The 22,758-nt window shown below is 48.9% G+C and carries 18 protein-coding genes; 11 read left to right on the top strand and 7 right to left on the bottom strand.

The window, feature by feature from the left end; genetic code table 11:
* Nucleotides 1-914: 914 nt before the first annotated feature.
* From ACY0JR_RS04385 to ettA, 3 genes are all read right to left on the bottom strand, one after another.
* On the bottom strand, nucleotides 915-1,115 hold the full coding sequence (locus ACY0JR_RS04385; protein ID WP_462632680.1) for a helix-turn-helix transcriptional regulator: 201 nt from the start codon (nucleotides 1,113-1,115) through the stop codon (nucleotides 915-917).
* A gap of 4 nt (nucleotides 1,116-1,119) precedes the next feature.
* On the bottom strand, nucleotides 1,120-1,557 hold the full coding sequence (locus tag ACY0JR_RS04390; protein WP_462632681.1) for a hypothetical protein: 438 nt from the start codon (nucleotides 1,555-1,557) through the stop codon (nucleotides 1,120-1,122).
* Between the two features lie 172 nt (nucleotides 1,558-1,729).
* On the bottom strand, nucleotides 1,730-3,397 hold the full coding sequence (ettA, locus tag ACY0JR_RS04395) for an energy-dependent translational throttle protein EttA (RefSeq protein ID WP_462632682.1): 1,668 nt from the start codon (nucleotides 3,395-3,397) through the stop codon (nucleotides 1,730-1,732).
* 253 nt (nucleotides 3,398-3,650) lie between these two features.
* Here ettA and ACY0JR_RS04400 point away from each other — a divergent pair, with 253 nt between their 5' ends.
* The 4 genes from ACY0JR_RS04400 (at nucleotide 3,651) to ACY0JR_RS04415 (ending at nucleotide 6,997) form a co-directional block, all read left to right on the top strand.
* Entirely contained in the window at nucleotides 3,651-4,967 is a 1,317-nt protein-coding gene (locus ACY0JR_RS04400) for a DUF349 domain-containing protein (protein ID WP_462632684.1), read from the top strand.
* A gap of 49 nt (nucleotides 4,968-5,016) precedes the next feature.
* Nucleotides 5,017-5,805, top strand: coding sequence for an outer membrane beta-barrel protein (locus ACY0JR_RS04405; protein ID WP_462632685.1), 789 nt, complete (start codon nucleotides 5,017-5,019; stop codon nucleotides 5,803-5,805).
* A 169-nt stretch (nucleotides 5,806-5,974) separates the two neighbouring features.
* Nucleotides 5,975-6,196 (top strand): DUF2795 domain-containing protein, encoded by a 222-nt coding sequence (locus tag ACY0JR_RS04410; RefSeq protein ID WP_022821757.1) that lies wholly within the window; start codon nucleotides 5,975-5,977, stop codon nucleotides 6,194-6,196.
* Between the two features lie 72 nt (nucleotides 6,197-6,268).
* On the top strand, nucleotides 6,269-6,997 hold the full coding sequence (locus ACY0JR_RS04415; protein ID WP_462632686.1) for an ABC transporter ATP-binding protein: 729 nt from the start codon (nucleotides 6,269-6,271) through the stop codon (nucleotides 6,995-6,997).
* A 116-nt stretch (nucleotides 6,998-7,113) separates the two neighbouring features.
* On the opposite strand, the gene ACY0JR_RS04420 is transcribed toward ACY0JR_RS04415, so the two are convergent.
* The 4 genes from ACY0JR_RS04420 to queA form a co-directional block, all read right to left on the bottom strand.
* Complete coding sequence (locus ACY0JR_RS04420; protein ID WP_462632687.1) at nucleotides 7,114-7,596, bottom strand: GyrI-like domain-containing protein; 483 nt, start codon at nucleotides 7,594-7,596, stop codon at nucleotides 7,114-7,116.
* A 35-nt stretch (nucleotides 7,597-7,631) separates the two neighbouring features.
* On the bottom strand, nucleotides 7,632-8,348 hold the full coding sequence (locus tag ACY0JR_RS04425) for a 2-C-methyl-D-erythritol 4-phosphate cytidylyltransferase (RefSeq protein ID WP_462632688.1): 717 nt from the start codon (nucleotides 8,346-8,348) through the stop codon (nucleotides 7,632-7,634).
* A 161-nt stretch (nucleotides 8,349-8,509) separates the two neighbouring features.
* Complete coding sequence (locus ACY0JR_RS04430) at nucleotides 8,510-11,122, bottom strand: PAS domain S-box protein (protein WP_462632690.1); 2,613 nt, start codon at nucleotides 11,120-11,122, stop codon at nucleotides 8,510-8,512.
* Nucleotides 11,123-12,117: 995 nt separating this feature from the next.
* Nucleotides 12,118-13,164, bottom strand: coding sequence for a tRNA preQ1(34) S-adenosylmethionine ribosyltransferase-isomerase QueA (gene queA / locus ACY0JR_RS04435; RefSeq protein ID WP_462632691.1), 1,047 nt, complete (start codon nucleotides 13,162-13,164; stop codon nucleotides 12,118-12,120).
* A gap of 229 nt (nucleotides 13,165-13,393) precedes the next feature.
* Here queA and ACY0JR_RS04440 point away from each other — a divergent pair, with 229 nt between their 5' ends.
* From ACY0JR_RS04440 to uvrA, 7 genes are all read left to right on the top strand, one after another.
* Nucleotides 13,394-14,650 carry an ABC transporter permease gene (locus ACY0JR_RS04440; RefSeq protein ID WP_462632692.1) on the top strand — a complete coding sequence of 419 codons (1,257 nt, stop codon included), beginning with the start codon at nucleotides 13,394-13,396 and terminating at the stop codon, nucleotides 14,648-14,650.
* 107 nt (nucleotides 14,651-14,757) lie between these two features.
* The gene (locus ACY0JR_RS04445; RefSeq protein WP_462632694.1) at nucleotides 14,758-15,621 is read left to right on the top strand and encodes an LOG family protein; all 864 of its coding nucleotides are present in this window, start codon (nucleotides 14,758-14,760) and stop codon (nucleotides 15,619-15,621) included.
* Between the two features lie 247 nt (nucleotides 15,622-15,868).
* The gene (locus ACY0JR_RS04450; RefSeq protein ID WP_462632695.1) at nucleotides 15,869-16,369 is read left to right on the top strand and encodes a hypothetical protein; all 501 of its coding nucleotides are present in this window, start codon (nucleotides 15,869-15,871) and stop codon (nucleotides 16,367-16,369) included.
* Nucleotides 16,370-16,498: 129 nt separating this feature from the next.
* Nucleotides 16,499-17,125, top strand: a complete 627-nt coding sequence (locus tag ACY0JR_RS04455; protein WP_462632697.1) for a PepSY-associated TM helix domain-containing protein — start codon at nucleotides 16,499-16,501, stop codon at nucleotides 17,123-17,125.
* A gap of 137 nt (nucleotides 17,126-17,262) precedes the next feature.
* A complete protein-coding gene (locus tag ACY0JR_RS04460; RefSeq protein ID WP_462632698.1) occupies nucleotides 17,263-18,378 on the top strand; it encodes an alanine racemase in 1,116 nt (371 codons plus the stop codon).
* 313 nt (nucleotides 18,379-18,691) lie between these two features.
* Nucleotides 18,692-19,339, top strand: a complete 648-nt coding sequence (locus ACY0JR_RS04465; RefSeq protein ID WP_462632699.1) for a hypothetical protein — start codon at nucleotides 18,692-18,694, stop codon at nucleotides 19,337-19,339.
* Nucleotides 19,340-19,531: 192 nt separating this feature from the next.
* Nucleotides 19,532-22,570, top strand: a complete 3,039-nt coding sequence (gene uvrA / locus ACY0JR_RS04470) for an excinuclease ABC subunit UvrA (RefSeq protein ID WP_462632701.1) — start codon at nucleotides 19,532-19,534, stop codon at nucleotides 22,568-22,570.
* Nucleotides 22,571-22,758: the final 188 nt, after the last annotated feature.

The following is a 22,758-nucleotide window of genomic DNA, read 5'->3' on the forward strand; positions in this document are numbered from 1 at the left end:
GAAATGTCTTATTATCGCCTTAGAACACTTAACACCTAGTTAAATACTAGAATAATACAGTTTATAAAATTCATTCTTCAATTAGAAAAACGGAAAACCCAACCTTCAGCTTTAGATTAAAACTCTGTCAACGCGCCAATATTAAGCTTTTACCATACAACAAGCACAAAACCACATCTACTCACGCCCAGGATATTAAAGGTGAAGTTTTACGTATTTTATAAAATAATGATACTAATATTCATTTATAATTTACTTAACCCATTAATATGATTTTTCTCTTTACACCTTATCTACCACATAGCAAATATGAGTTTAAAGCGCCTGGGGCAACATTCGCCTTCACTTAAGTTTTTTTATTGCTATCAACCCTTAGAAATATCATAGTTCTGGATTAAGGCTTAGTTTCCTGTTTTTTACTCATGACACCCCGTAATATTGTATCATAATAAAGAGCAAAAGGAAATGAACACAACCGGGTTACATCTGAATAGTACTTCTCAACAGTCACAATCTTTCATTAGCTTGTCAACTGCAAAGAAACCTGGGGGACAAAAGTCCCAAAATATCTCTGTTTCGTCTAAAAATTACTCTACCACATCTATCCACAATTCGGTAGAATTCATGAGCAATCCCCTTACCGACGGGTTTGTCTTAGACGGTTATTTTTTAGGAACATTCGAATTTGATTCCCTTACCGGACACCCGGGCATAAGATACTAAGACTTCGCCGCATTTGTTGGTTTATTACCAACAGCTTCCTTACATATCCCCCAAACCTAAAGAGCCCAGAAACAGATGTTTCTGGGCTCTTTCTATGATATCAGCTCTAAAACAGTTAACTCTATGAGTTAGGTGCTTCCTGATTCAGCAGCATCTAACCCTGCAACCACTTACAAAAGCCCCTTCGGCGGCTAATCAGAGGTTTCTAATTCAAATAACTCTTCTACTCCTTTCTGAAGCACTCTCGCTAATTTGAGCGCCAGCACCGTGGAAGGCAGATACTTATTTGTTTCAATAGAAATGATGGTTTGCCTGGAGACTTGCACCAATTCTGCTAACTGGGCTTGGGTAAGTTGTTTTCCGACCCTTTCCTCCCTGATGTAGTTCTTCATTAAGTCATTTCAACTTAACATACAGCATGTAATGGAATCTGGCTATAAAACCGAACCAGAAAACCAACAAGGAGGCAACTAACAAAAGTAGCACTACTTCTCTCTCATTTTCACTCCCTAATAGCAGCCATGAAATAAAACCGCAGATGGTGAAGAGTAACTGAATCAAAGCCGCCATTTGAAAGCTATTTACTCTAATGCTTTGAATCATTTCATCTTCTATTTTCTCTTTTGCAAAAGCTATGCAATAGAACCCTCCTAAAAAGCCGAAGAAAGAAATGGAAGCTACAACCATGTTAAGCACATGGTAATCACCTCCCCCTAATAGAAAGACAAGAAGTTGGGTAATCACACCCCTTTGCATCAATAGCCAAAAGATGAAGCCTAAAGGAATCAACACAATTCCTATTTTCTTAAATTGGTGGGGAAGTAGTAGATTCATAAAGGATAGCTTAGTTGATGAGTTGCTTAAATGTAAAGCAAACTTTACATTTAAGCAACAAGCCTTTCAAAGCACTTTTTAAGTTAGCGGATAACAACCTACGCCTCCCAAACCAAGAGCCCGGAAACTCACGTTCCCGGGCTCTTTTCATAAAATCAGCGTTAAAACAGACCTAGTCCATCAGCTTCTTGTAACGGATGCGCTTCGGCTCAACATCGCCCAGGCGTTTCTTCTTGGCTTCTTCGTAGTCTGAGAAGTTTCCTTCAAACCAAACCACTTGGGAGTCGCCTTCAAAGGCCAGGATGTGCGTGGCGATACGGTCCAGGAACCAGCGGTCGTGGCTAATCACTACGGCGCAACCGGCGAAGTTCTCCAGGGCGTCTTCCAGGGCACGGATGGCGTTTACGTCCAGGTCGTTGGTAGGCTCATCCAGCAGGAGCAGGTTGGCACCTTGCTTCAGGGTCATGGCCAGGTGCACGCGGTTGCGCTCTCCACCGGAAAGCACGCCTACTTTCTTCTCCTGGTCACCACCGGTGAAGTTGAACTTGCTCACGTAGGCGCGGGCATTCACCTGACGGCCTGCCAACAACATAGTCTCGGTACCACCTGAGATGGTTTCAAAAACAGACTTGTTCGGGTCCAGGCTTTCGTGTTGTTGGTCTACGTAGGCGGTTTCTACCGTTGGCCCTACGGTGATGGTTCCGGCATCGGCGGCCTCGCGGCCGGTGATGAGGCGGAACAAGGTAGACTTACCGGCACCGTTCGGCCCAATGATTCCTACAATACCAGCGGGTGGCAAATTAAACGTTAAGTCTTCAAACAGGAGTTTATCTCCGAAGGCTTTAGTCAGTCCTTCGGCTTCAATCACCACGTTCCCCAAACGCGGACCGTCTGGGATGAAGAGTTCCAGTTTCTGCTCTTTTTCTTTGGCTTCTTCAGAGGCCATTTTCTCGTAGTTGCCTAAACGAGCTTTAGACTTAGCTTGACGTGCTTTCGGGCTCATGCGGGCCCACTCCAACTCACGCTGTAACGTCTTCTGGCGCTTGCTCTCGGTTTTCTCTTCTTTGGCTAAACGCTCGGCTTTTTGCTCCAACCAGCTGGTGTAGTTGCCTTTCCACGGAATACCTTCGCCACGATCTAGCTCCAGAATCCAACCGGCTACTTTGTCCAGGAAGTAACGATCGTGGGTTACGGCAATCACGGTGCCTTTGTATTGTTGTAAGTGTTGCTCCAGCCACAGCACAGACTCGGCGTCTAAGTGGTTGGTAGGCTCATCCAGCAGCAACACATCGGGCTCTTGCAGCAGCAGGCGGCACAGGGCCACGCGGCGCTTCTCACCACCAGACAGGTTGCCTACAATGGCTTCGCCCGGAGGGGTGCGCAGGGCATCCATGGCGCGCTCCAGTTTGCTGTCCAGGTCCCAAGCCCCCAGGTGGTCCAGTTTCTCCTGCACTTCGCCCTGGCGGGCCATGAGTTTGTCGAAGTCGGCGTTCTCATCGGCGAAGGCTTCGTTGATTTCTTCGTACTCTTTCAGGAGAGCCACCGTTTCAGCGGCACCTTCCTGCACAATCTCCATCACGGTCTTGGCGGGGTCTAGTTGCGGTTCCTGTTCCAGGTAACCCACAGAGTAACCCGGCGAGAACGCCACATCGCCCTGGTACTGCTTGTCTACCCCGGCAATCACCTTTAAAAGGGAAGATTTACCCGAGCCGTTCAGACCCAACACGCCAATTTTAGCGCCGTAAAAGAAAGAGAGATAAATGTTCTTGAGAACTTGTTTCTGCGGCGGGTAAATCTTACTTACCCCCGCCATGGAGAAGATAATGGTTTCGTTGCTCATGAATATAGGATAGATTCTGGTATGTGTGCTGGCCTAAAACAGTTCTGGGGTATTTTCAGAAAAACGGCCCCTAAACGCCACAGATAACCTTGTGCCCCAAAATCAGTATGCAAACAGATGTCAGGGTGCGCGTGTTTTCTGCCAATGGGCACAAATATCGTAAATTTTGGCACGGCCGAGTTATGAAAATTGGCGTTTATTCATAAACTTGTACCAAAATAGACTTTAATTTTTTCAGTTAATTATCCAGTTGATGGAAACCAAAGATTTGTCTGAGGAGGCCCATAAGTACGGCTACATTGAAGGTAACCAGGTGTGGTTGAAGCCGTTTATGAATTTTCCGGCGCGCCAGGTAGGCGACGTGAAGGAGGTCCCCGAAGAATCATTACAATACTTCGCAAACCGATTTGAGAACTTCAAACAGAAGGTAGACAGCCTTTTGGAGAAGATTGAAACCTCTGAGAACAAAGGTTCTTTCTTGATGAAGGTGTTGCACCTGAAGGAGCAGATTGAGAAGTATGACGCCATTGGCGACTTTGAATCTTTGCACCATCGTTTGTCTGCCGCTGAGGAGGAAATCAAAGAAGCCATTGCCCGCAACCGCGATAAGAACCTGGCCACCAAGATTACGCTCATTCAACAGGCCGAGGCCCTGCAAACCAGCATTGACTGGCAGGAAACCACTGACAAGCTGAAGGAGTTGCGCCAGAACTGGATCAAAACCGGTCCGGTAGACAAATCCTTGGCCGAGGAACTGGAAGAGCGCTTCAAAACGGCCGTGGAGGTTTTCTTCACCCGCAAGAAAGACTTCTTCCAGGACAAGAAAGACATGCTTTCCCGCACGGTAGACAAGTACAAGGCGCTGATTGCGCAGTCTGAAGCGGTCAAGAACTCTGAGGAGTGGGAAGAAACCAGCAAAAAGCTGAAAGACCTGCAAAACCAGTGGAAAGAGATTGGCGGCACCCTGCCCCGCAAAATGTCCAATGACCTTTGGAACAGTTTCAGGGCGGCCAACAACCATTTCTTTGAGCGCCTTAAAAAGCACATCAACAGCCAGAAAAACGAATCCAAAGACAAGTACCTGGAAGACAACCTGGAGAAAAAGCGTTCACTTGTGGCCCAGGCCGAAGCTTTGTTAGACGAACCCGTGCAACAGGCCGTTCCTAAAGCCAAAGAACTACAGGCCGCCTGGAAAAAGGTGGGCCCGGTAAAACAGGAAGAGTCTGACGTGGTCTGGGAAAGCTTCTTGGTGGCTTGCGACAAGATATTTGAACTGAGCAGCCTGGAGCATTTCATGCGCAAGCGTCCGTTGCCCGAAGGCAAGAATTCTGAGAATGACCAACTGCACGCCCGCATCAATGCCCTGCGGGATTTCATCAAGTATGACAAGCAGGAGCTGGAAGTGCTGGAAACCAACCTGGGCCGGTTAAATCCAAATCCGGGGAATGAAACGTTCAGGGCCATGCTGGAAGGCAAGATCAAGAACTTCAACCGGAAGATTAGAACCAAAAACGAACTGATAGAGCTCCTGCGCAAAAAGTCTGGCGTGCAGAGCAACAAAATTGCCTAAACCATTCGTAAGCCGTTAGAAATTGTCCTAAATTCTAACGGCTTACGCTATGAGAAAATACTTTCTATTCTTTTTCCTTTCTCTGCCCTTTCTGGCGCAGTCCCAGAACATTAAGGGGCCTTATGTAGGCGTTACTACCCAATTACAGAACACCTGGGTCATCAATGACGAGCAGTACGAAGATGTGAACTACAAGCACCGCTCCACCACCAAATGGGCGCCTTACGGGTTTGTAGTCGGTTACAAATTCAACGAGAACCACAACGTACAGGCAGAAATCTACCGTTCGCACCAGGGCCAAAAGTTTGACTTGATAGACATAAACGGTGATAAATCTGGCGAAAAGGAAATTGATCTGGTCTACTACAACATTCCGCTGCTCTTCAAATACACCACTGCGGGCAAAGTGCGTTTCAACTTTCAGGTGGGGCCGCAATTAGGCATTTTACAGAAAGGCACGGAGCGTAACAGTTTCTCCCGCACGGCTACGTACCAGATCAAAGAAAGGACGTTTTCTGTACCGCAAGGGAATTACCTGCTGGCCAGCACCCAAGACAGTGACCGCAGCAACGCCAACGTAGGCGAGTTTAACCAATATGATCTGGGCGTTTTACTGGGAACCGGTGTGGAATACAGCCTCGGCACCAACTTGATTCTAACCGCGAATCTTAGGTACAGCTATAATTTTGTGAACATCCGCAATGAAGAGCACATTGAAGATTTATCCCGCGACTCAGACTATTACGTGCTGCGCCAGAACATGGTAGCCGGTGTGCAACTGGGCCTTAACTACCTTTTCAACACCGGTGACGGCACCAGCCGTGCCCGCCACGAGTAAAAAATCAAACTCGCAACTAAACATTTTACTAGTTTGCGCGTTGTGTTTTAGCATTGCAAGAGAACTGTAATTATAAGATAAATTTGATTTCTCAATCAAAATCTTATTTTTGCGCCTCGTTCACCTCTGCAACTTGTTTGTATAGCTATACTTTAAAAGCGAATTTACTATGTATTGGACACTTGAACTTGCCTCTTATTTGGAAGATGCGCCTTGGCCAGCTACCAAAGATGAATTAATTGATTATTCTATCCGCTCTGGTGCTCCCATGGAAGTGGTAGAAAACCTACAGGCTTTGGAAGACGATGGTCAACCATATGAGAGCATTGAAGAGGTTTGGCCGGATTATCCTACCAAAGAAGACTTCATGTTCAACGAAGACGAATACTAGCATACTTGGGAAGTAAGAACTAGGAATTGCTTATCTGCCATTTCAATTCTTAATTCCTGATTCTTACTTACCTTGAGCATTTTAGAAATAAAAGATCTGGTTGCGGGATACGACGAGCGCGTACTTCTCCGCAACCTTTCTTTTTTAGTACCCGCGCCATCCTTCGTGGCTATTATTGGGCATAACGGCAGCGGCAAATCTACCCTCCTGAAAACTCTTACCGGCCAGGTTCCTTACCAGGGACAAATTCTGGTGCAGGATAAGCCATTGGTCACGCGCGCCGGCGCCCTTGCCCGCTCCCTCTCCTACCTTCCGCAGAAAAACAACGTGACCTTTCCCATTAAGGTGCGTGAACTAGTAGTCATGGGTTTGTTCCGGCAGAAGCGTTTGCTGGAGCATTATACCGCCGCAGACTATACCCGTGCGGAGGCCATGCTGGAGCGGCTGCATATTGCACACCTCAGCGAGCGCACCTTCACAGACTTATCTGGAGGCGAACAGCAGTTGGTCTGGCTGGCGCAGCTGATGCTGCAAGACGCTCCTATTGCCTTACTGGATGAACCCACCCAGCAGTTAGATGTCTACCACAAGAAAAGAGTTTTTGATTTAATGGCAGACTGGGTGCGCGAAGAACAGAAGACTGTGCTCTGTATTACCCATGATTTGCTGAACCTGCTTCCGCTGGAAGGCTACCTCCTGAACATCTCCCAACCCCAGCCCACCCTGCAGAAACTCTCGCCAGAAACCGTGCTGGCCCAGCAGCGCTTTCTGGAAACCCAGTACCTTGTAGCCAGCAGATAAAGTAAACCTGGCGTGTACAGTTAACTGGAAGACAAGCGTTTTTGGCCTGTGTTCCTGAAAAAAGCCAAAAACGGCAATCCGCTTACTTACTAACCCAGCGCGTTTTAAAAGGAAGATTATTGAATAGGTACCCAAATGTCTTCTTCAGAAGCAGGATTGGTATGGCCCAGGTATTTACTGCCCATCACCTCAAAATGTGGCCGGTGGGCTAATGCGAAGCCTGAGGCGGGCAACCAAACGTCAAAAATGAGGTGGGCCGTTTCATGAAATTCACGGGAGAGTCCTTTGTGTACAAACACCGCATAACGTCCGGCGGGAATGATACATACTTCCAAACCTTCCGGAACAGACGTTACCTCCTTCACCTCTACCGCAGCCCATTTCTCAAAAGGAGTAGTAGGCATAAAGGTCTGACTCCCCAAACCAGCCGGGAAAAATTGCACCGAATACAACTCCTGCCCTACCGTATGCTCAATTTCCTTGCGCCGAGGCATGAAAGAACGCCATAGTAGGCTGGCACTATCTTCAGCCAAACAGGTAGTCATACGCAGGCCCACTAATTTCTTCTCTTCTAAAAAGACCAATTTAGGCTCCTGCATGCGCTCTTGAGTTTATAAGAAGGAACCAACCGGTTTTAAGAAGGAGAATTACCGGAAGAGGGGCGTTCTGCGGCCAGAAAAGCCTCAGCCAGCACCAAGTCTTCTGGGGTGGTGAGTTTTATGTTACGATAGCTTCCTTCCACCAGCTCTATTTTGTGCCCAAAGCGCTCCACCACAGAGGCGTCATCGGTGAAGAGGGGAATTTCTGGCTGGGCGTAGGCGCGGCGGAGCAAAGGCAATCGGAAACACTGGGGGGTTTGCACCAGCCGGTAGGCGGTTCGGTCTACGGCTTTGGAATAGCTGCCCCGTACGCGCCTAATAGATTCTTTCAAGGTTACGGCTACCACGGCGGTCCCTTTTTCAGCGGCGGTGGTGTACGCGGTGGTTAAGATAGCATTGTCAATAAAAGGCCGAACGCCGTCATGCACCGCTACTACGCCATCTTCTTCCTGGTCTAGCGCCGCTAACCCGTTCTTCACGGACTGGAACCGGCTGCTGCCCCCGGAAACTACCTGGTGCGGAATGGTGACCTGATGCGTGCTACACAGGCTTTGCCAAGTGGAGATTTCGGCCTCGGGTAGTACCACTACCAGTCGCATCTCGGCATCAAAGGTGTGGAATCGTCTGAGGGTGTGCAGGAGTACCGGCTCCCCGGCAATAGGCAGAAATTGCTTGGGCATGGAAGCCTGCATTCTGCTGCCGGAGCCACCGGCCACAATGATCGCGTACTTTTTCAAACCAATGGATTGCATGTGCCTGCAAGATACACAGACCAAGGCACCAGCACCAATCCCGTTTACCAGCGATTTTCAGAAAACAGGCTGTAAACTACCAAGATCAGGTCTTTTAGTCTGTTATTGATTCAGACTCTCTGCTTGTGAAGCGGGCAATAGGTTTTGATTTAGGGCTGGTTTTAGAATTCCAGGATAAAAGTGGTGCCTTTGTCTACCTCGCTGGTTACGCTCAGGTTGCCGCCCATGGCTTTGGCCTGGGAGTGGGCAATGTAGAGCCCCATGCCTTTGCTGTCTTTGTGGTGGTGGAAACGTTGGTACAACCCGAAGATGCGCTCCCCGAATCTTTTCAAATCTATCCCCAGCCCATTGTCTGAAAAGTACAGCACCTCGCGGCCGTCTACTTTTTCGGCTTTTACTTCTATGCACAAGGCCCGGTCTGGGGAACGGTATTTTACGGCGTTGGTGAGCAGGTTGAGCAGGATGCTGTGCAGATAACCGACATTGTAATACACCTGGGGCACTTGGGAGAAATCTGTGGTGAGTTGGATATCTTCATCGGCCAGCAGGCCGTCTACAGACAACACCACTTTCTCAAAGGCTTGGGCCAGGTCTACTTCTTCCTTGTTGGTATGCGGATTGTTTTTGATGACCAGTACTTCCAGCAGATCATTGATGATGGTGTTCAACTGCGCCGTTGATTCCTTGAATTTTTGGATGAGGATTTTGTTTCTGCCCTCTGGAATAGTCTGCGAGTCTATGAGGTTGGCAATACCGGTAAGGTTGGCCAACGGCGCACGCAGATTGTGTGAGGTAATGAACGTGAACTGCTTTAAATCTGCGTTGTTCTGGGTTAGTTCAGAGATAAGTACTTCGCGTTCCAACTCGTAGTGCTTACGGTTGGTAATATCGCGCAGGATAGAAATCCAGTGGGTGAGTACCTGTTGGCGGCCGCACATGGGAATCAGCTGCAACTGAGTCCAGAAAGAACTTCCGTCTTTGCGGTAGCTTTCCAGTTCTACCTCAGAAGCTAACCCCTTCTTCATGCGCTCTAACACCTCCTGTACGGTAGTGAGGTTGGTTTCTGGTCCGTTTAGAAAAGAAGGATCTTTGCCCAGCACTTCTTCCTGGGTATAACCGGTCATCTTGAAAAACGCCTTGTTGAAGAAAATGGATTTCAGCTCCAGCGGCTTTCCAGGAGAGACTTCGCTAATGATGATGCCGTCTTTGGAATTGGTAATCACAGACTCCAGCAAGCGCAACTGCTGCTCTTCTGCTTTCTGCTGCGTAATATTGGTTAAAAGTGCAAACAGGCTTTCTACTTGCCCGGCGTTATCATGCAGGGGTTGTAGTTGTATTTTAAACCACAGTTTTTCTTTGGCTTTTGAGTAAAGGACTACCTCACATTCCAGATTACGGGACTCATGGAACGACTTTTCAATGAGCTTTAGGGTGGAAGGATCGGTTTCTGGGCCCAGTAAGGCGAAGGGGGTTATACCGGCCATCTCTTTCAGGGTGTACCCCAACATTCTGGTGAAAGCCGCATTCATCCACTGGATGGTGAAATCTGGATTCATGATGATCACCCCATTGATGGTTTCGCGGGCTACCACAGAAAGCTTGCGAAGCCTTTCCTCTGCCACTTTGCGACTGGTTACGTCCTGGATGGCGCCCACTACTCTAATGGGTATACCGTTGTCATCTTTCAGCAGAGTGCCCTGGTCTACCACATAGGCGTACTCCCCGTTGGCTTTCCGGAAGCGGTATTCTTCGCGCCAGAGTTCCTGGTCTGCCTTTATGATGAATTCATTCAAAGAACCCTCCACCCGCTTCAAATCTTCGGGGTGTACGTGCGCCGCCCAGACATCAAACTCGGGCCCAAATTCCTTTATCTTGAAGCCGAACAGTTTTTCAAACCCAACTCCCCAATTTATTTTATAGGCAAGAATGTCAAAGTCCCAAATGGCATCATTGGTGGCCATGGTGGCATAGTGAAAGCGCTCATTGCTCAGGCGCAGCTCTTTCTCTGAGAGCTTGCTTTCCAGAATAAGCTGAAGCAGGTTGCGGATACCTTCCAGTGTTTCTTCCTGTTCTTTAGTAGGGGTTTTTACTTCTTGGTGGTAAACGGCCAAGGTACCCAATACTTTCTGGTTTGAACCTATTAGTGGAAAAGACCAACAGGATTCCAACCCATAATAAAGAATAGATTGGTAATGGTCTTTCCAGTGGTAATCTGTTTTAACATCTGAGGCAATTACCTTCTCCTTTAGAAATGCTTCGGCGTCGTAAGAACTAGCCCCTCTCCCAATAGAGATGCCGTTGCTACGTTCGCTGAAACTTTCCGGCAGGCTAGGAGCCGCTATCATATAGAGCTTCTCTCCTTCTAACCGCAGACAGGAACAGAACATGCCTTTGTAGAGCTTTTCTATGCCTTTCAGGCAAAAAGCCACCGTTGATTCCAGCGTGCTACCCGGCCAGGTGTTCCGCTCCAGCACTTGCTTGCTCAGCCGCTCCAACTCCATGACGCGCTTGAATTCCCGCACCTCCTGCAACAGGCTGGTATTCATTTTCATAGAAGCGGCGTTTCTGGCTCTTTCCCGTACTTCCTCCAACTCTTGGCGGGCTTGCTGTAACTCTTGCTGAAGCGCCTGTAGTTGCTCCTGGTGGGTAGTGGTGCTTTCTTCCAGCCGCGCCCTGACTTGTGTGGTGGTCCCTTCCTGGGGCACGGCAAGTGGGTAACTTCCAGTCACCTCCTGGTTCAACGCCGCACTCCCCTTTTCCGTTTTATCTTCCATTAGACATTTCTAAAAAGCTGGTACTACAGACCAATACCTCCTTGCCTGTCGCATTCATCTTTGAAACTGAATCTGGGTGCTCTCACAAATCCTTCGGTAAAAGGTAAATCCTTGCCCCTAGAGGAAGCCTGAATAGTGCCCAAGTGCCTGTTTCAAATAGCAGATTAAAGATAAGCCAATTCTTTTAACCTCCTAGCAATAGGGCATAAATAAGATTCTTTCTAGTTCTACTGGAACTGAGTTAATATTTTGCAGCTGCTTCCCTGAAAAAGGGCCCAAAACAAAAAGCCTCACCAGTGACTTGCAACATAGAAGCAATGCGTGAACTGGCAGTTGTAAACATCTTCCTTCGCCCCCTTTGAAGGGTAGGGCCGTTAAGTTCTACATTGGAGGCTTAAACTGGGGTAAAGTCCATTGCCTTTCTTGCAGAGTTTGAGGCTAACGCCTCACTGATTTGCAAACTTCAGCTCATTTTAGGTCCAAGTTGAAAACTTGAACCATATCAATTTTTAGAACTTAACGGCCCTACCTTCAAAGGGGGAGTCTCTGCTTTAGAGAGGTATTTCTCCACAAGAGATAGCAATGCATACAAGAGACAAGGCAGTGCCTGGTCTCTACGATACCTGATAACGTCTTCTGCGACTTTCCCTTTCCAGTCTTCCCCGAGCGCGCCTCGCTTTTGGCCATAGACAGACACCTACTAAGCGCAAAGGACAATGCAGGCCGAAAGGGCAGTGCGCGAGGGGAAGACGAGGCCTCGCGGCCGTGAGCGCACGGAGGGAAACGATGAAACAACAAAGCATAAGGGCACCGCATCAACCCGCCGCCACGCCAGCAACAAACAAACTGCATGCACCAATCACTCCTCAGAAGCCAGTTCCAAACAGAAACCAACCAACATCGGTAATAAGGTTATTTTCTAGAAACAAGCTCTAAAAACAGAAAGCCCCACCAGCAACCTGCACTGGTGGGGCTTTCCATGAAAGTGTATTTACTTAGAGAATCAGCATCACGTCTCCGTAGCTGAAGAACTTATACTTCTCTTTAATGGCCGTTTGGTACGCTTCCATCACCAGTTCATACCCGCCAAAAGCAGCCGCCATCATCAACAGCGTAGACTCAGGCATGTGGAAGTTGGTGATCAAGCTATTCGCGATTTTGAAATCATACGGAGGGAACACGAATTTATCGGTCCAGCCTTCATTGGGTTTCAGACGGCTGTTCGCCGAAACAGAAGATTCCAAGGCGCGCATGGTGGTAGTTCCTACCGAGCAAACGCGTTTTTTGGCATCCAGAGCTTTGTTCACGATTTTGGCTGTTTCCTCAGTCACGAAGAACTGCTCAGAATCCATTTTGTGCTTGGTCAAATCTTCTACGTCTACCTGACGGAAAGTGCCTAAACCTACGTGCAAGGTTACGGGAGCCACGTCTACGCCTTTCAGTTCCAGGCGCTTCAGTACCTCACGGGTAAAGTGCAGACCAGCTGTTGGGGCGGCTACCGCACCCGTGATCTCGGCGTAAACCGTTTGGTAACGCTCTTCATCTTCAGGTTCTGGCTCGCGTTTGATGTATTTAGGAAGCGGCGTTTCGCCCAAGCTGTGCACCACTTTGTAAAACTCCTCGTCTGGACCGTCATACAAGAACTTGATGGTACGGCCGCGCGAAGTGGTATTGTCAATTACCTCAGCTACCAGATCACTATCCCCGAAGTAAAGTTTGTTACCCACCCTGATTTTACGGGCCGGGTCTACCAACACATCCCAAAGGTGAATACGCTTGTCTAGTTCGCGCAACAGGAACACTTCAATCTTAGCGCCGGTTTTCTCTTTGTTTCCGTACAAGCGGGCCGGAAACACTTTGGTGTTGTTGGTCACCATGACATCGCCGTCATCAAAATAACCAATGATGTCTTTGAAGATTTTATGTTCTATCTTGCCACTGTCGCGGTGAATCACCATCATGCGGGCTTCATCGCGGTTTTGGGCCGGATGCGTCGCCATCAAATCGTTGGGCAGGTCAAATTTAAACTCTGATAACTTCATTTTTTAATATTACGGTATTAAAATATTGTAAAATAGAGCGCAAAGGTAGGCACTTTTATTTTATTTTTAGGCAAAATTTAAGTATGTCTAGCCCCTTAATTTGATACAGCGGCAGATATAGCCCTGTAAGAAAATAACCTGTTTCGCTACTAATACCTGTGTTATACAACTAACGAGTTAAGGAAGAGCATGTTCTCTTTCTCTCCTTTAAAACCTGTATCTTTCCAACATGCTATACATCCGTCTGGTTTATGAGAGCTTTCAGTTTGCCTGGCAGGCCCTGCGGTCTAATCTGCTGCGCACCATTCTTTCGTTGCTGGGCGTAACCATTGGTATTTTCGCCATTATTTCGGTGTTTACCATTGTAGACTCTCTGGAGCGCAGCATTAGGGAAAGCATGAGTTTTGTGGGTGAGCGCACGGTGTACGTAGAGAAATTCCCTTGGATTTTTAGCGACGGTTCTGACATTCCCTGGTGGAAGTTCATGCAGCGTCCTTCCCCTAACACGCGTGAATACAGGTACATGCAGGAGACCCTGGAGAACGCCGAAGGCGTGGCGCTGGTAGCCCGGCGGGGTGGGAACACCTTCAAGCACCGCAACAACAGCATTGGCGACATTATGCTGCAAGGCGTGACTGCTGACTTCAATAAAGTGGCCGAGGTGCCTATTGCCGAAGGCCGTTATTTCACCCAGCAGGAAATGGACGGTTCCCGCAACGTGATTATTATTGGCAACGAGGTGGCGCAAAGCCTGTACCCGCAGAGCAGTGCCTTGGGCGGAGACGTCAGAATTGGCGGCCAGAAGTTTACAGTCATTGGCGTTATGGAAAAACAGGGCGCCGGTCTCTTTGAGGGAATGCCCACCAATGACAAAAACGCCTATGTGCCGTTCGGAGCCTTCGGAAAGATGTTTGCCAGTGGCCCAAGGGGCATACAGCCAACGCTCATGATCAAAGGCAAGGTAGAGGACGAAGGTCTCCAGAACCTGGAATACGAAGTGAAAGGCAAAATGCGCACCATCCGGGGCCTCAAGCCTTACCAGGAAGATAACTTTGCCATAAACCGCTCAGAAATGATGGCCGATGCCATTGGCGAGATGTTCTCCATCATTGGCATTGCCGGTTGGGTGATTGGCGGTTTCTCTATTCTGGTGGGCGGATTCGGGATTGCCAACATCATGTTCGTGTCTGTGAAAGAGCGCACCAACATCATAGGAATCCAGAAATCTTTGGGCGCGAAAAACTTCTTCATTCTGTTCCAGTTCCTGTTTGAGTCAGTGTTCCTCAGCCTCATTGGCGGCGGAATAGGCATTCTGCTGGTGTCTTTGATAACCTTTATCCCCATGGGCTCGTTGGAGATTATCCTTACGCCCGGCAACATTCTGCTGGGATTAGGCGTATCGGTCGTGATTGGCGTACTTTCAGGCATTATTCCGGCGGTCATTGCTTCCCATCTGGACCCCGTAGTTGCCATCAGGTCTAAATAAAAGGCCCAAGACCACCAATTTACCCTGCACCAGTACTGATTTATTTACATACGACTGCCTGTTTACGGCCGCTTTTCCGTAAAACAGGCTATATACATGAAAGCTATATGACGAAGTTGAGAAAATCCAGCAAAACCAAGCTGCGCGATGAAACGGCCAACGTGGGTAGTGGTACCACCATTATCCAGCCAGACGCCAATGACAACAAGGTTGATTCTTTACAGGAAGCCAAGAAAATTGCCAAACAAGACGCCAACTTCACCAGTGAAGATGACAAGCGCATTAGAGAGGCTTTTACTGATAAAAACTGGAATGAGATCAAGATAGCCGACTCCTGGCAGATCTTCAAGGTGATGTCTGAGTTTGTTGAAGGTTTTGAGAAGATGGCCAAAATTGGACCGTGCGTCTCCATCTTCGGCTCTGCCAGAACCAAACCAGAGAACCCGTACTACCAGATGGCCGAAGAAATTGCCGCCAAACTGGTGCGCCATGGGTACGGCGTGATCACGGGCGGTGGCCCCGGCATTATGGAGGCGGGTAACAAAGGCGCGCACTCAGAAGGCGGCCGCTCGGTGGGTCTCAACATCCAGTTGCCGTTTGAGCAGTTCAACAACATCTACATTGACCCAGACAAGCTCATCAACTTTGACTACTTCTTTGTGCGCAAGGTGATGTTCGTGAAATACGCTCAGGGCTTCATTGGTATGCCGGGCGGTTTCGGGACATTAGATGAATTGTTTGAGGCCATCACACTCATCCAGACCAAGAAAATTGGCAAATTCCCGATTGTCTTGGTAGGCAAGAAATACTGGCAAGGCATGTTTGACTGGATCAAAGACGTAATGCTGGAGCAGGAAAGCAACATCAGTCCCGAGGATCTGGACCTGGTACACCTGGTAGACAACGCCACCGATGCCGTTACCGTCATTGATGAATTCTACAGTAAATACTTATTGTCTCCCAACTTCTAAGGAGAAGATGTTATTCGGCCGTTATTGGCCTGTTTTTCATAAAAGAGCCCAGATACATGTATCTGGGCTCTTTGGTTTTTATATGAAAGCCACACTTTTCTCATTTTACTGGTATTTTTTTTATAGAGAAAGACCGTCTACCTGCTTTTACATGAGCCAGATATAATTATATTTGTCTTCCTAAATTACAAATAGCACCGTTACTGTTATTTATTATCCGCTACTATACCCTAACCCTTTATTTATCATGAAAAAAACCTTTACTATGTTCTTGTGCGCCACCACCTTGTTGGCTTCTGGTTGCGCTTCCATTGTTTCCAAGACCAAATATCCCATCAGCCTTTCAAGTGCTCCAGAGGGCGCCAGCTTTACCATTGTGGACCGCAACGGAAAAGAAGTGGCGGCTGGCCAAACGCCCACCTCGGTTGTACTCAAATCGGGCAACGGGTATTTTAAAAAAGCCATTTATTCCATTAAATTCAGCAAAGCCGGCTACAGCGACAAAACCATGACCTTAGAAGCTGATTTAAACGGTTGGTACATCGGCAACATCGTGTTTGGCGGCCTCATCGGCTGGTTGATTGTTGATCCGGCTACGGGTGCTATGTACAAGTTTAACCAGAAAGACGTACAAGCTATGCTGAGCCAAAGCACCGCCTTCGCTCCTCTCCAAGGCGAAGGGCTCAAGATTGTTTCCATTGACGATGTTCCTCAGGAATTGAGAGCCAACTTGGTGGAAGTAAAATAACCGCATTTTGCCCCGTTTTCACAAAAGAGCCCAGATACCTATCTGGGCTCTTTTGCTTTGGTGCCTCCCACAATACACTAACTTTGCTTTCCCTGAGTTAACTATAAGAAACGCTATTCCCCCACCGCCGTGACCAATTCCACCAAAAGACAGAAACAGGCCCGCGTGCTGCGCGATTTCCGAAAAGTGCACCGGCTTACGGGTGCCTTGTTGTTCGTCTTTTTCTTTGTGCTCTCCATCACCGGGCTTCTGCTGGGTTGGAAAAAACACACGGGTGGCATAATTCTGGCCAAAACCCACACCGGCACCTCCACCAACCTCAAAGACTGGTTACCTGTGGATAGTCTTACCGCCAACGCGTTCCGGGCTGTGCAGGATTCTTTAGGCGTAGACGTTTCGCTCACCCTAGACCGCATAGACATGCGCCCCGACAAAGGCACCGTGAAATTCCTGTTCATGGAAAAGTACCTGGGCGTGCAGTTAGATGCCACCACCGGCCAACTCCTACACTTGGAAACCCGCCGCGCTGATTTCATTGAGAACCTCCACGACGGCACCATTCTGGACCGATGGTTTGGCGTAGAAAGCGGCGTCTTGAAAGTCATCTACAGCACCGTGATGGGCGTGGCCCTGCTCATTTTCACCATTACTGGTTTCTGGCTCTGGTATGGTCCCAAGCGCATGAAGCAAGACAAACCTGCCGTGGCCTCCAAGCCCGAAGGCCTACGCCCGGCAAGACCTGTCAGGCCTGCGTAAGAATTTGCTTCAAACTTCCGCTTTCAAGCTATTTTCTACAAAATAGGTCTGAAATGATAAGCTGTTTGACCTTGCTACCCGCTTTTAAAGGCTAAGCAGACTTGCCTATCTTTGAGTTGAATCTTTCACCGTCCGTTATGTCTTTCCTTGACCAAATCTCAGAACCTACCCTCCTGCTGAATGAACAGGTTGCCCGCACTAACATCCGCCGGATGGTGGAGAAAGCGAAACAGCAAAACGTAAGATTGCGCCCGCACTTTAAAACGCACCAAAGCAGGCAAGTGGGTGAATGGTTTAGAGAAGAAGGCATTACAGCCATTACCGTTTCCTCAGTAAAAATGGCGCAGTATTTTGCCCAACACGGCTGGCAGGACATTACCATTGCGTTCCCACTCAATCGCCGCCAATTACCGCAAATAGCAGAACTGGCCCAGCAGATTACCCTGAACCTGACCGTCACCTCCGCCGATGACGTGACCTTCATGCGGGAACACTTAGCAACGCCTGTAAACGTGTGGATAAAAGCAGACACCGGCTACGGCCGCACGGGCATCAAGACCGAAGATACTGCTGCTTTAGACACCGTTTTACAAGAACTGGCCCAATCCCCACAGCACACGTTTTTAGGTTTCTTAGCCCACGCCGGACACACCTACAAAGCCCTGAATCATGAAACCATTGCCGCTATCCACGGACAAACGTTGGCCAAAATGCGGGCCTTAAGAGAACGGTATTCCGGTACATGGCCAGAGTTGAAACTCTCCATTGGCGATACGCCCAGTTGCAGCGTCATGGAAGATTTCAGCGGCATGGACGAGATCCGGCCCGGTAACTTCGTCTTCTATGACCTCATGCAGAACCTCATCAGTTCCTGCCGCCTTGAGGATATTGCCGTAGCCGTGGCCTGCCCCATAGTGGCCCTGCACCCAGACCGAAACGAGGTCATTCTCTATGGCGGCTCCGTACACTTCTCCAAAGATGCCCTACCGCAGCCGGATGGAAGCCTCATCTTCGGGTTAGTGGTGCCGCTCACGGAGAATGGATGGGGAGCACCTTTGCTAGACACAGCTTTGGTTTCACTTTCGCAGGAACATGGTATTGTGCGCACCACGCCGGAGTTAATGCAACATTTTCAGTTGGGTGGTTTGGTGGGGGTGCTCCCGGTTCATTCTTGTTTGATGGCGGATTTGATGAAGGGTTATACAACTTTAGATGGGGAACGGCTAGAGCATTTGAGCGGGGTAATTGTCTGAAGCAGGACTTTCAGGATACAAAAGATTTCCAAGATTCTTTCGCTGGCGCAAGCCTCTGGCTCGTGTCCGCACGCATTCCTGATTAGATTAGTACCAACTGTAAATAGAAAAGCAAGGTCTGCAAGCTCGTGCCAGCATAGGCTTTGATTTGATTTTGGGAAAGACAGGTTTGAAACGGCACTGGCACAGACGCTCGCAGGAGCTGCGCACACTACGAGCGTCTGTGCTAACAGCGTATCCTTGCTTTCAGGGTATTTTATGTAAAACGACTTCTAAACGCATCTAAGAAGAAAATGCACCTCAATCGTTAAAGATGCGACTTACAAACCCTACTTACTTTTTCTGTCTCCTACTTGGCATCTTGAGTTTATGCTTTTATAGTTGTGAATATAAGGCGCAGGAAAGAGCAAAACTTAACAAGGTTCAAAACATCACCTTTATGATGATTGGGCGTGCCGATTCTGCCACTAAACAGAATAAGGGATATGGCATCGCTCGATACATCCACTTAGATCTAAAGCACAATAAAATTTCGGCTTATAGGAAAGCGCTTGATACGGCTACATTCTTCCCTTTCAATAGATATACCTTAGATTCCACCTTTACAGATTTAGAAACACATCCTGCCCTCCAAAAACTTCTTCAACAAGATACAACCTTAATTGGAAGTGGTCTTGCAGCAAGGTACACTGATAGCAATGTAGAAGAACCTTTTGATCTTAGACTTAATGAGTACTATTATATCATCAGGACAAAAGTTGCCTCCTCTGAAAAGATATACTTATTCAGTAGAAGAGAATTTACTCCAGCACTTGACAGCACTCTCAGTTTCTTCCTTGATATTACCGCAAGAGCAAGGATGAAGCTAACCTCTCACAAAATGAATGAAGATATTATTCTTTCACCTATCCTATCTCTCCCAAAATATTCTCGCATTCCAGTTTTATCTGAACATCCTTAACTATCATCTGAAACACAAACTAACTCCCGTTTCCTGCCCTCTTTCCCAAAAACCACCCCAAAACACCTTCACAAAAACACCGCCCCACCAATAAACTATTCCCTTCCAAATTCGGTTAAGAAGAGATGGATTGCCCGCTCCTTTTGTAGCGTGGGAATGCCTACCTTTGCTCTTTAAACCGAACCAAATCGGATGACGCCAAAAGATCCTGTTGCTACGCCGGTAGCCAAAAATACTTCATCCACCGCAGATGTGCCCTTCATTGAAGTGTACGGTGCGCGGGAACACAACCTCAAGAACATTAGCTTAAAAATACCGCGCAACCAGTTGGTGGTGTTTACGGGCATCAGCGGCAGCGGGAAATCCTCGCTCGCGTTTGACACCATCTACGCCGAAGGGCAGCGCCGCTACATGGAGACGTTCTCGGCTTACGCCCGCTCGTTCTTGGGCGGACTGGAGCGCCCGAACGTGGACAAGATTGAGGGGCTTTCGCCGGTGATCTCCATTGAGCAGAAAACCACTTCGCGCAACCCGCGCTCTACCGTGGGTACCATTACTGAGATCTACGACTTTCTGCGTCTGCTTTACGCCCGTACCGCCGAGGCCTTCAGCTACGTGACTGGCGAGAAGATGATGAAGCAGTCTGATGACCAGATTGTGCAGCACATTTTGGAGCATTTCAGCGGCAAGCGCACCATCATCCTGGCCCCGGTGGTGAAAGGCCGGAAAGGCCATTACCGCGAGCTGTTTGAGCAGATCCGGAAGATGGGTTTCTTGCGCGCCCGCATTGACGGTGAGTTGGTGGAACTGACGCCCAAGATGCAGGTAGACCGCTACAAAATCCACGATATAGAGATTGTGATTGACAAGCTGGTGCCTTCTGCCGAAGACCGTTACCGTTTGTCTACTTCTATTCAGAATGCGTTGCAGCACGGCAAAGGCACGGCTTTGGCCATGGACGCGGATACGAACGAGACGCAGTTCTATTCCCGGCACCTAATGGACCCGGCCACGGGTATCGCTTATGATGACCCGGCGCCAAATACCTTCTCCTTCAACTCGCCGTACGGCGCTTGCCCGGTGTGTAATGGTTTGGGCGAAATTGAGGAACTGACTGAGGAGTCCATTGTACCAGACAAAAGCGTGAGCATCAGCCGCGGCGGTATTGCGCCCTTGGGCGAGTACCGCGACATCTGGATCTTCTCTCAGATTACCGCTTTACTGAAACGACACAAAACGGCGCTTACGGTTCCTATTCAGGATATCCCTGAGGAGGCTTGGAACCATTTACTGCACGGTTTTGAAGAAGAAGACCCGAAAGGCAAGAAAGAGCCGTTCGTGTTTGAGGGCGTGCTCAACTTCCTGAAGAAACAGTTGGAGTCTGACTCTGAGAACGTGCGCAACTGGGTGCAGGAATACACGCAGCAAAGCACCTGCCCTGAGTGCAACGGCTATCGCCTGAAAAGAGAATCGCTCCACTTTAAGCTGGACAACAAACATATTGGCGAACTGTCTGAGATGGACATACAGGAACTGGCCGGTTGGGTAGCCAACCTGGAAGAACGCCTGAATGAACGCCAGAACCTGATTGCCCGCGAACTGCTGAAAGAAATCCGGAAGCGGATTGGCTTTCTGGTAGACGTAGGATTGGAATACCTGCACCTGCACCGCTCGGTAAGAACGTTATCTGGGGGTGAGAGTCAGCGGATACGCTTGGCTACGCAGATAGGGACCCAGTTGGTGGGCGTGTTGTACATCATGGATGAACCCAGCATTGGGCTGCATCAGCGGGACAACGAGAAGCTGATAAAGGCTTTGCAAGACCTTCGGGACTTAGGTAACTCCGTGGTAGTAGTGGAGCACGACAAAGACATGATTCTGGCCGCCGACTACGTGGTAGACATTGGTCCGGGTGCGGGGGTGCATGGCGGACAAGTCGTGACGGCCGGTACGCCAAAGGAAATGATGGAAAGCGGCACGACCACTTCTGATTACCTGAGCTACCGAAGAGGTATTCCGGTGCGGCGGCAGAAGCGCGAAGGCAACGGCAAGAGCCTGATCTTGCGCGGAGCTACCGGCCACAATCTGAAAGACGTGACGCTAGAGTTGCCGTTGGGTAAGCTGATTTGCGTGACCGGAGTATCAGGGAGCGGAAAATCGTCGCTGATTCATGACACGCTGTACCCCATCCTGAACAAGCACTTCTTCAACGCCAAGCGCGAGCCGCTGCCGTTCAAAGCCATTGAAGGCCTGGAGCACATTGACAAAGTGATTGAAGTGGATCAAAGCCCTATCGGGCGGACACCACGTTCCAACCCGGCTACCTACACGGGCGTGTTCACCGAGATTCGCAGTCTGTTTGCGTCTATGCCTGAGGCGAAAATTAGAGGGTATGCGGCCGGACGGTTCTCGTTCAACGTGAAAGGCGGTCGGTGCGAGACCTGCGAAGGAGCCGGTATGCGGACTATCGAGATGAACTTCATGCCAGACGTGTACGTGCCGTGCGAGACCTGCAAAGGCAAACGCTACAACCGTGAGACGCTGGAAGTTCGCTTCAAAGGAAAGTCTATTACTGATGTATTGGACATGACCGTGGAAACCGCCGTGGAGTTCTTTGAGTTTCAACCGCGTATTCTGCGCAAAATCCAGACTTTGAACCAGGTAGGCCTCGGCTATATCACCTTAGGCCAGCAAGCGACAACCTTATCTGGTGGCGAGGCCCAGCGCGTGAAACTGGCCACGGAGCTTTCCAAGAAAGACACCGGCCGTACGCTCTACATCTTGGATGAACCAACCACCGGTCTGCACTTCCAGGACATTCAGCACTTGTCAGACGTGCTGAATAAGCTGGTAGACAAAGGCAACTCGGTACTCATCATAGAGCACAACATGGACCTGATCAAAGTAGCCGACCATGTGATTGACATCGGGGCGGAAGGCGGCGCGAAGGGCGGTATGATTGTGGCCCAAGGCACGCCAGAGCATGTAGCCGAGCTGAACTTAGGCTACACCGCCCGTTTCCTGAAGGAGGAACTGAGCACCAGCCACTACGTAGACGCGCCGGTGTTTGTGGAAGAAGAACCCGAAGCTGAAGATGAAGTTCCGGTGGAAGAAGTGAAAGAGAAGAAAACCCGCGGCCGCAAGAAAAAGGAAACCGTTGCCGAGGATGCCTCCGCCACCACCCCTGTAAAGGAGAAAAAGACACCGGGCCGGAAGAAGAAAACCGAATAGCCTTTTCGGCCTTTTTCCCTGAAAACAAGCCGAAAATACAAAAACAGAAAAGCCTTGCTCAAGAGCAAGGCTTTTCTGTTTTATGGACCATCATTAAATAGCACTCGCTAGCATCTCGCGCTTTGTGCGTATTTCTTCAAAACGAGCTTAGAAACGGCCAGATAGCTTAGTTCTTGGTAAAGATGAAG

Source organism: Rufibacter sp. JT3400010 (genome assembly GCF_054956755.1).

What these genes read in the sequence shown, in the direction of transcription:
- ACY0JR_RS04445 (WP_462632694.1), top strand. Translation starts at nt 14,758, where the DNA reads ATGACGAAGTTGAGAAAATCCAGCAAAACCAAGCTGCGCGATGAAACG.
- ACY0JR_RS04385 (WP_462632680.1), bottom strand. Translation starts at nt 1,115, where the DNA reads ATGAAGAACTACATCAGGGAGGAAAGGGTCGGAAAACAACTTACCCAA.
- ACY0JR_RS04390 (WP_462632681.1), bottom strand. Translation starts at nt 1,557, where the DNA reads ATGAATCTACTACTTCCCCACCAATTTAAGAAAATAGGAATTGTGTTG.
- ACY0JR_RS04410 (WP_022821757.1), top strand. Translation starts at nt 5,975, where the DNA reads ATGTATTGGACACTTGAACTTGCCTCTTATTTGGAAGATGCGCCTTGG.
- ettA (WP_462632682.1), bottom strand. Translation starts at nt 3,397, where the DNA reads ATGAGCAACGAAACCATTATCTTCTCCATGGCGGGGGTAAGTAAGATT.
- ACY0JR_RS04450 (WP_462632695.1), top strand. Translation starts at nt 15,869, where the DNA reads ATGAAAAAAACCTTTACTATGTTCTTGTGCGCCACCACCTTGTTGGCT.
- ACY0JR_RS04430 (WP_462632690.1), bottom strand. Translation starts at nt 11,122, where the DNA reads ATGGAAGATAAAACGGAAAAGGGGAGTGCGGCGTTGAACCAGGAGGTG.
- ACY0JR_RS04440 (WP_462632692.1), top strand. Translation starts at nt 13,394, where the DNA reads ATGCTATACATCCGTCTGGTTTATGAGAGCTTTCAGTTTGCCTGGCAG.
- ACY0JR_RS04465 (WP_462632699.1), top strand. Translation starts at nt 18,692, where the DNA reads ATGCGACTTACAAACCCTACTTACTTTTTCTGTCTCCTACTTGGCATC.
- ACY0JR_RS04405 (WP_462632685.1), top strand. Translation starts at nt 5,017, where the DNA reads ATGAGAAAATACTTTCTATTCTTTTTCCTTTCTCTGCCCTTTCTGGCG.
- ACY0JR_RS04425 (WP_462632688.1), bottom strand. Translation starts at nt 8,348, where the DNA reads ATGCAATCCATTGGTTTGAAAAAGTACGCGATCATTGTGGCCGGTGGC.
- ACY0JR_RS04400 (WP_462632684.1), top strand. Translation starts at nt 3,651, where the DNA reads ATGGAAACCAAAGATTTGTCTGAGGAGGCCCATAAGTACGGCTACATT.
- ACY0JR_RS04460 (WP_462632698.1), top strand. Translation starts at nt 17,263, where the DNA reads ATGTCTTTCCTTGACCAAATCTCAGAACCTACCCTCCTGCTGAATGAA.
- ACY0JR_RS04420 (WP_462632687.1), bottom strand. Translation starts at nt 7,596, where the DNA reads ATGCAGGAGCCTAAATTGGTCTTTTTAGAAGAGAAGAAATTAGTGGGC.
- uvrA (WP_462632701.1), top strand. Translation starts at nt 19,532, where the DNA reads ATGACGCCAAAAGATCCTGTTGCTACGCCGGTAGCCAAAAATACTTCA.
- queA (WP_462632691.1), bottom strand. Translation starts at nt 13,164, where the DNA reads ATGAAGTTATCAGAGTTTAAATTTGACCTGCCCAACGATTTGATGGCG.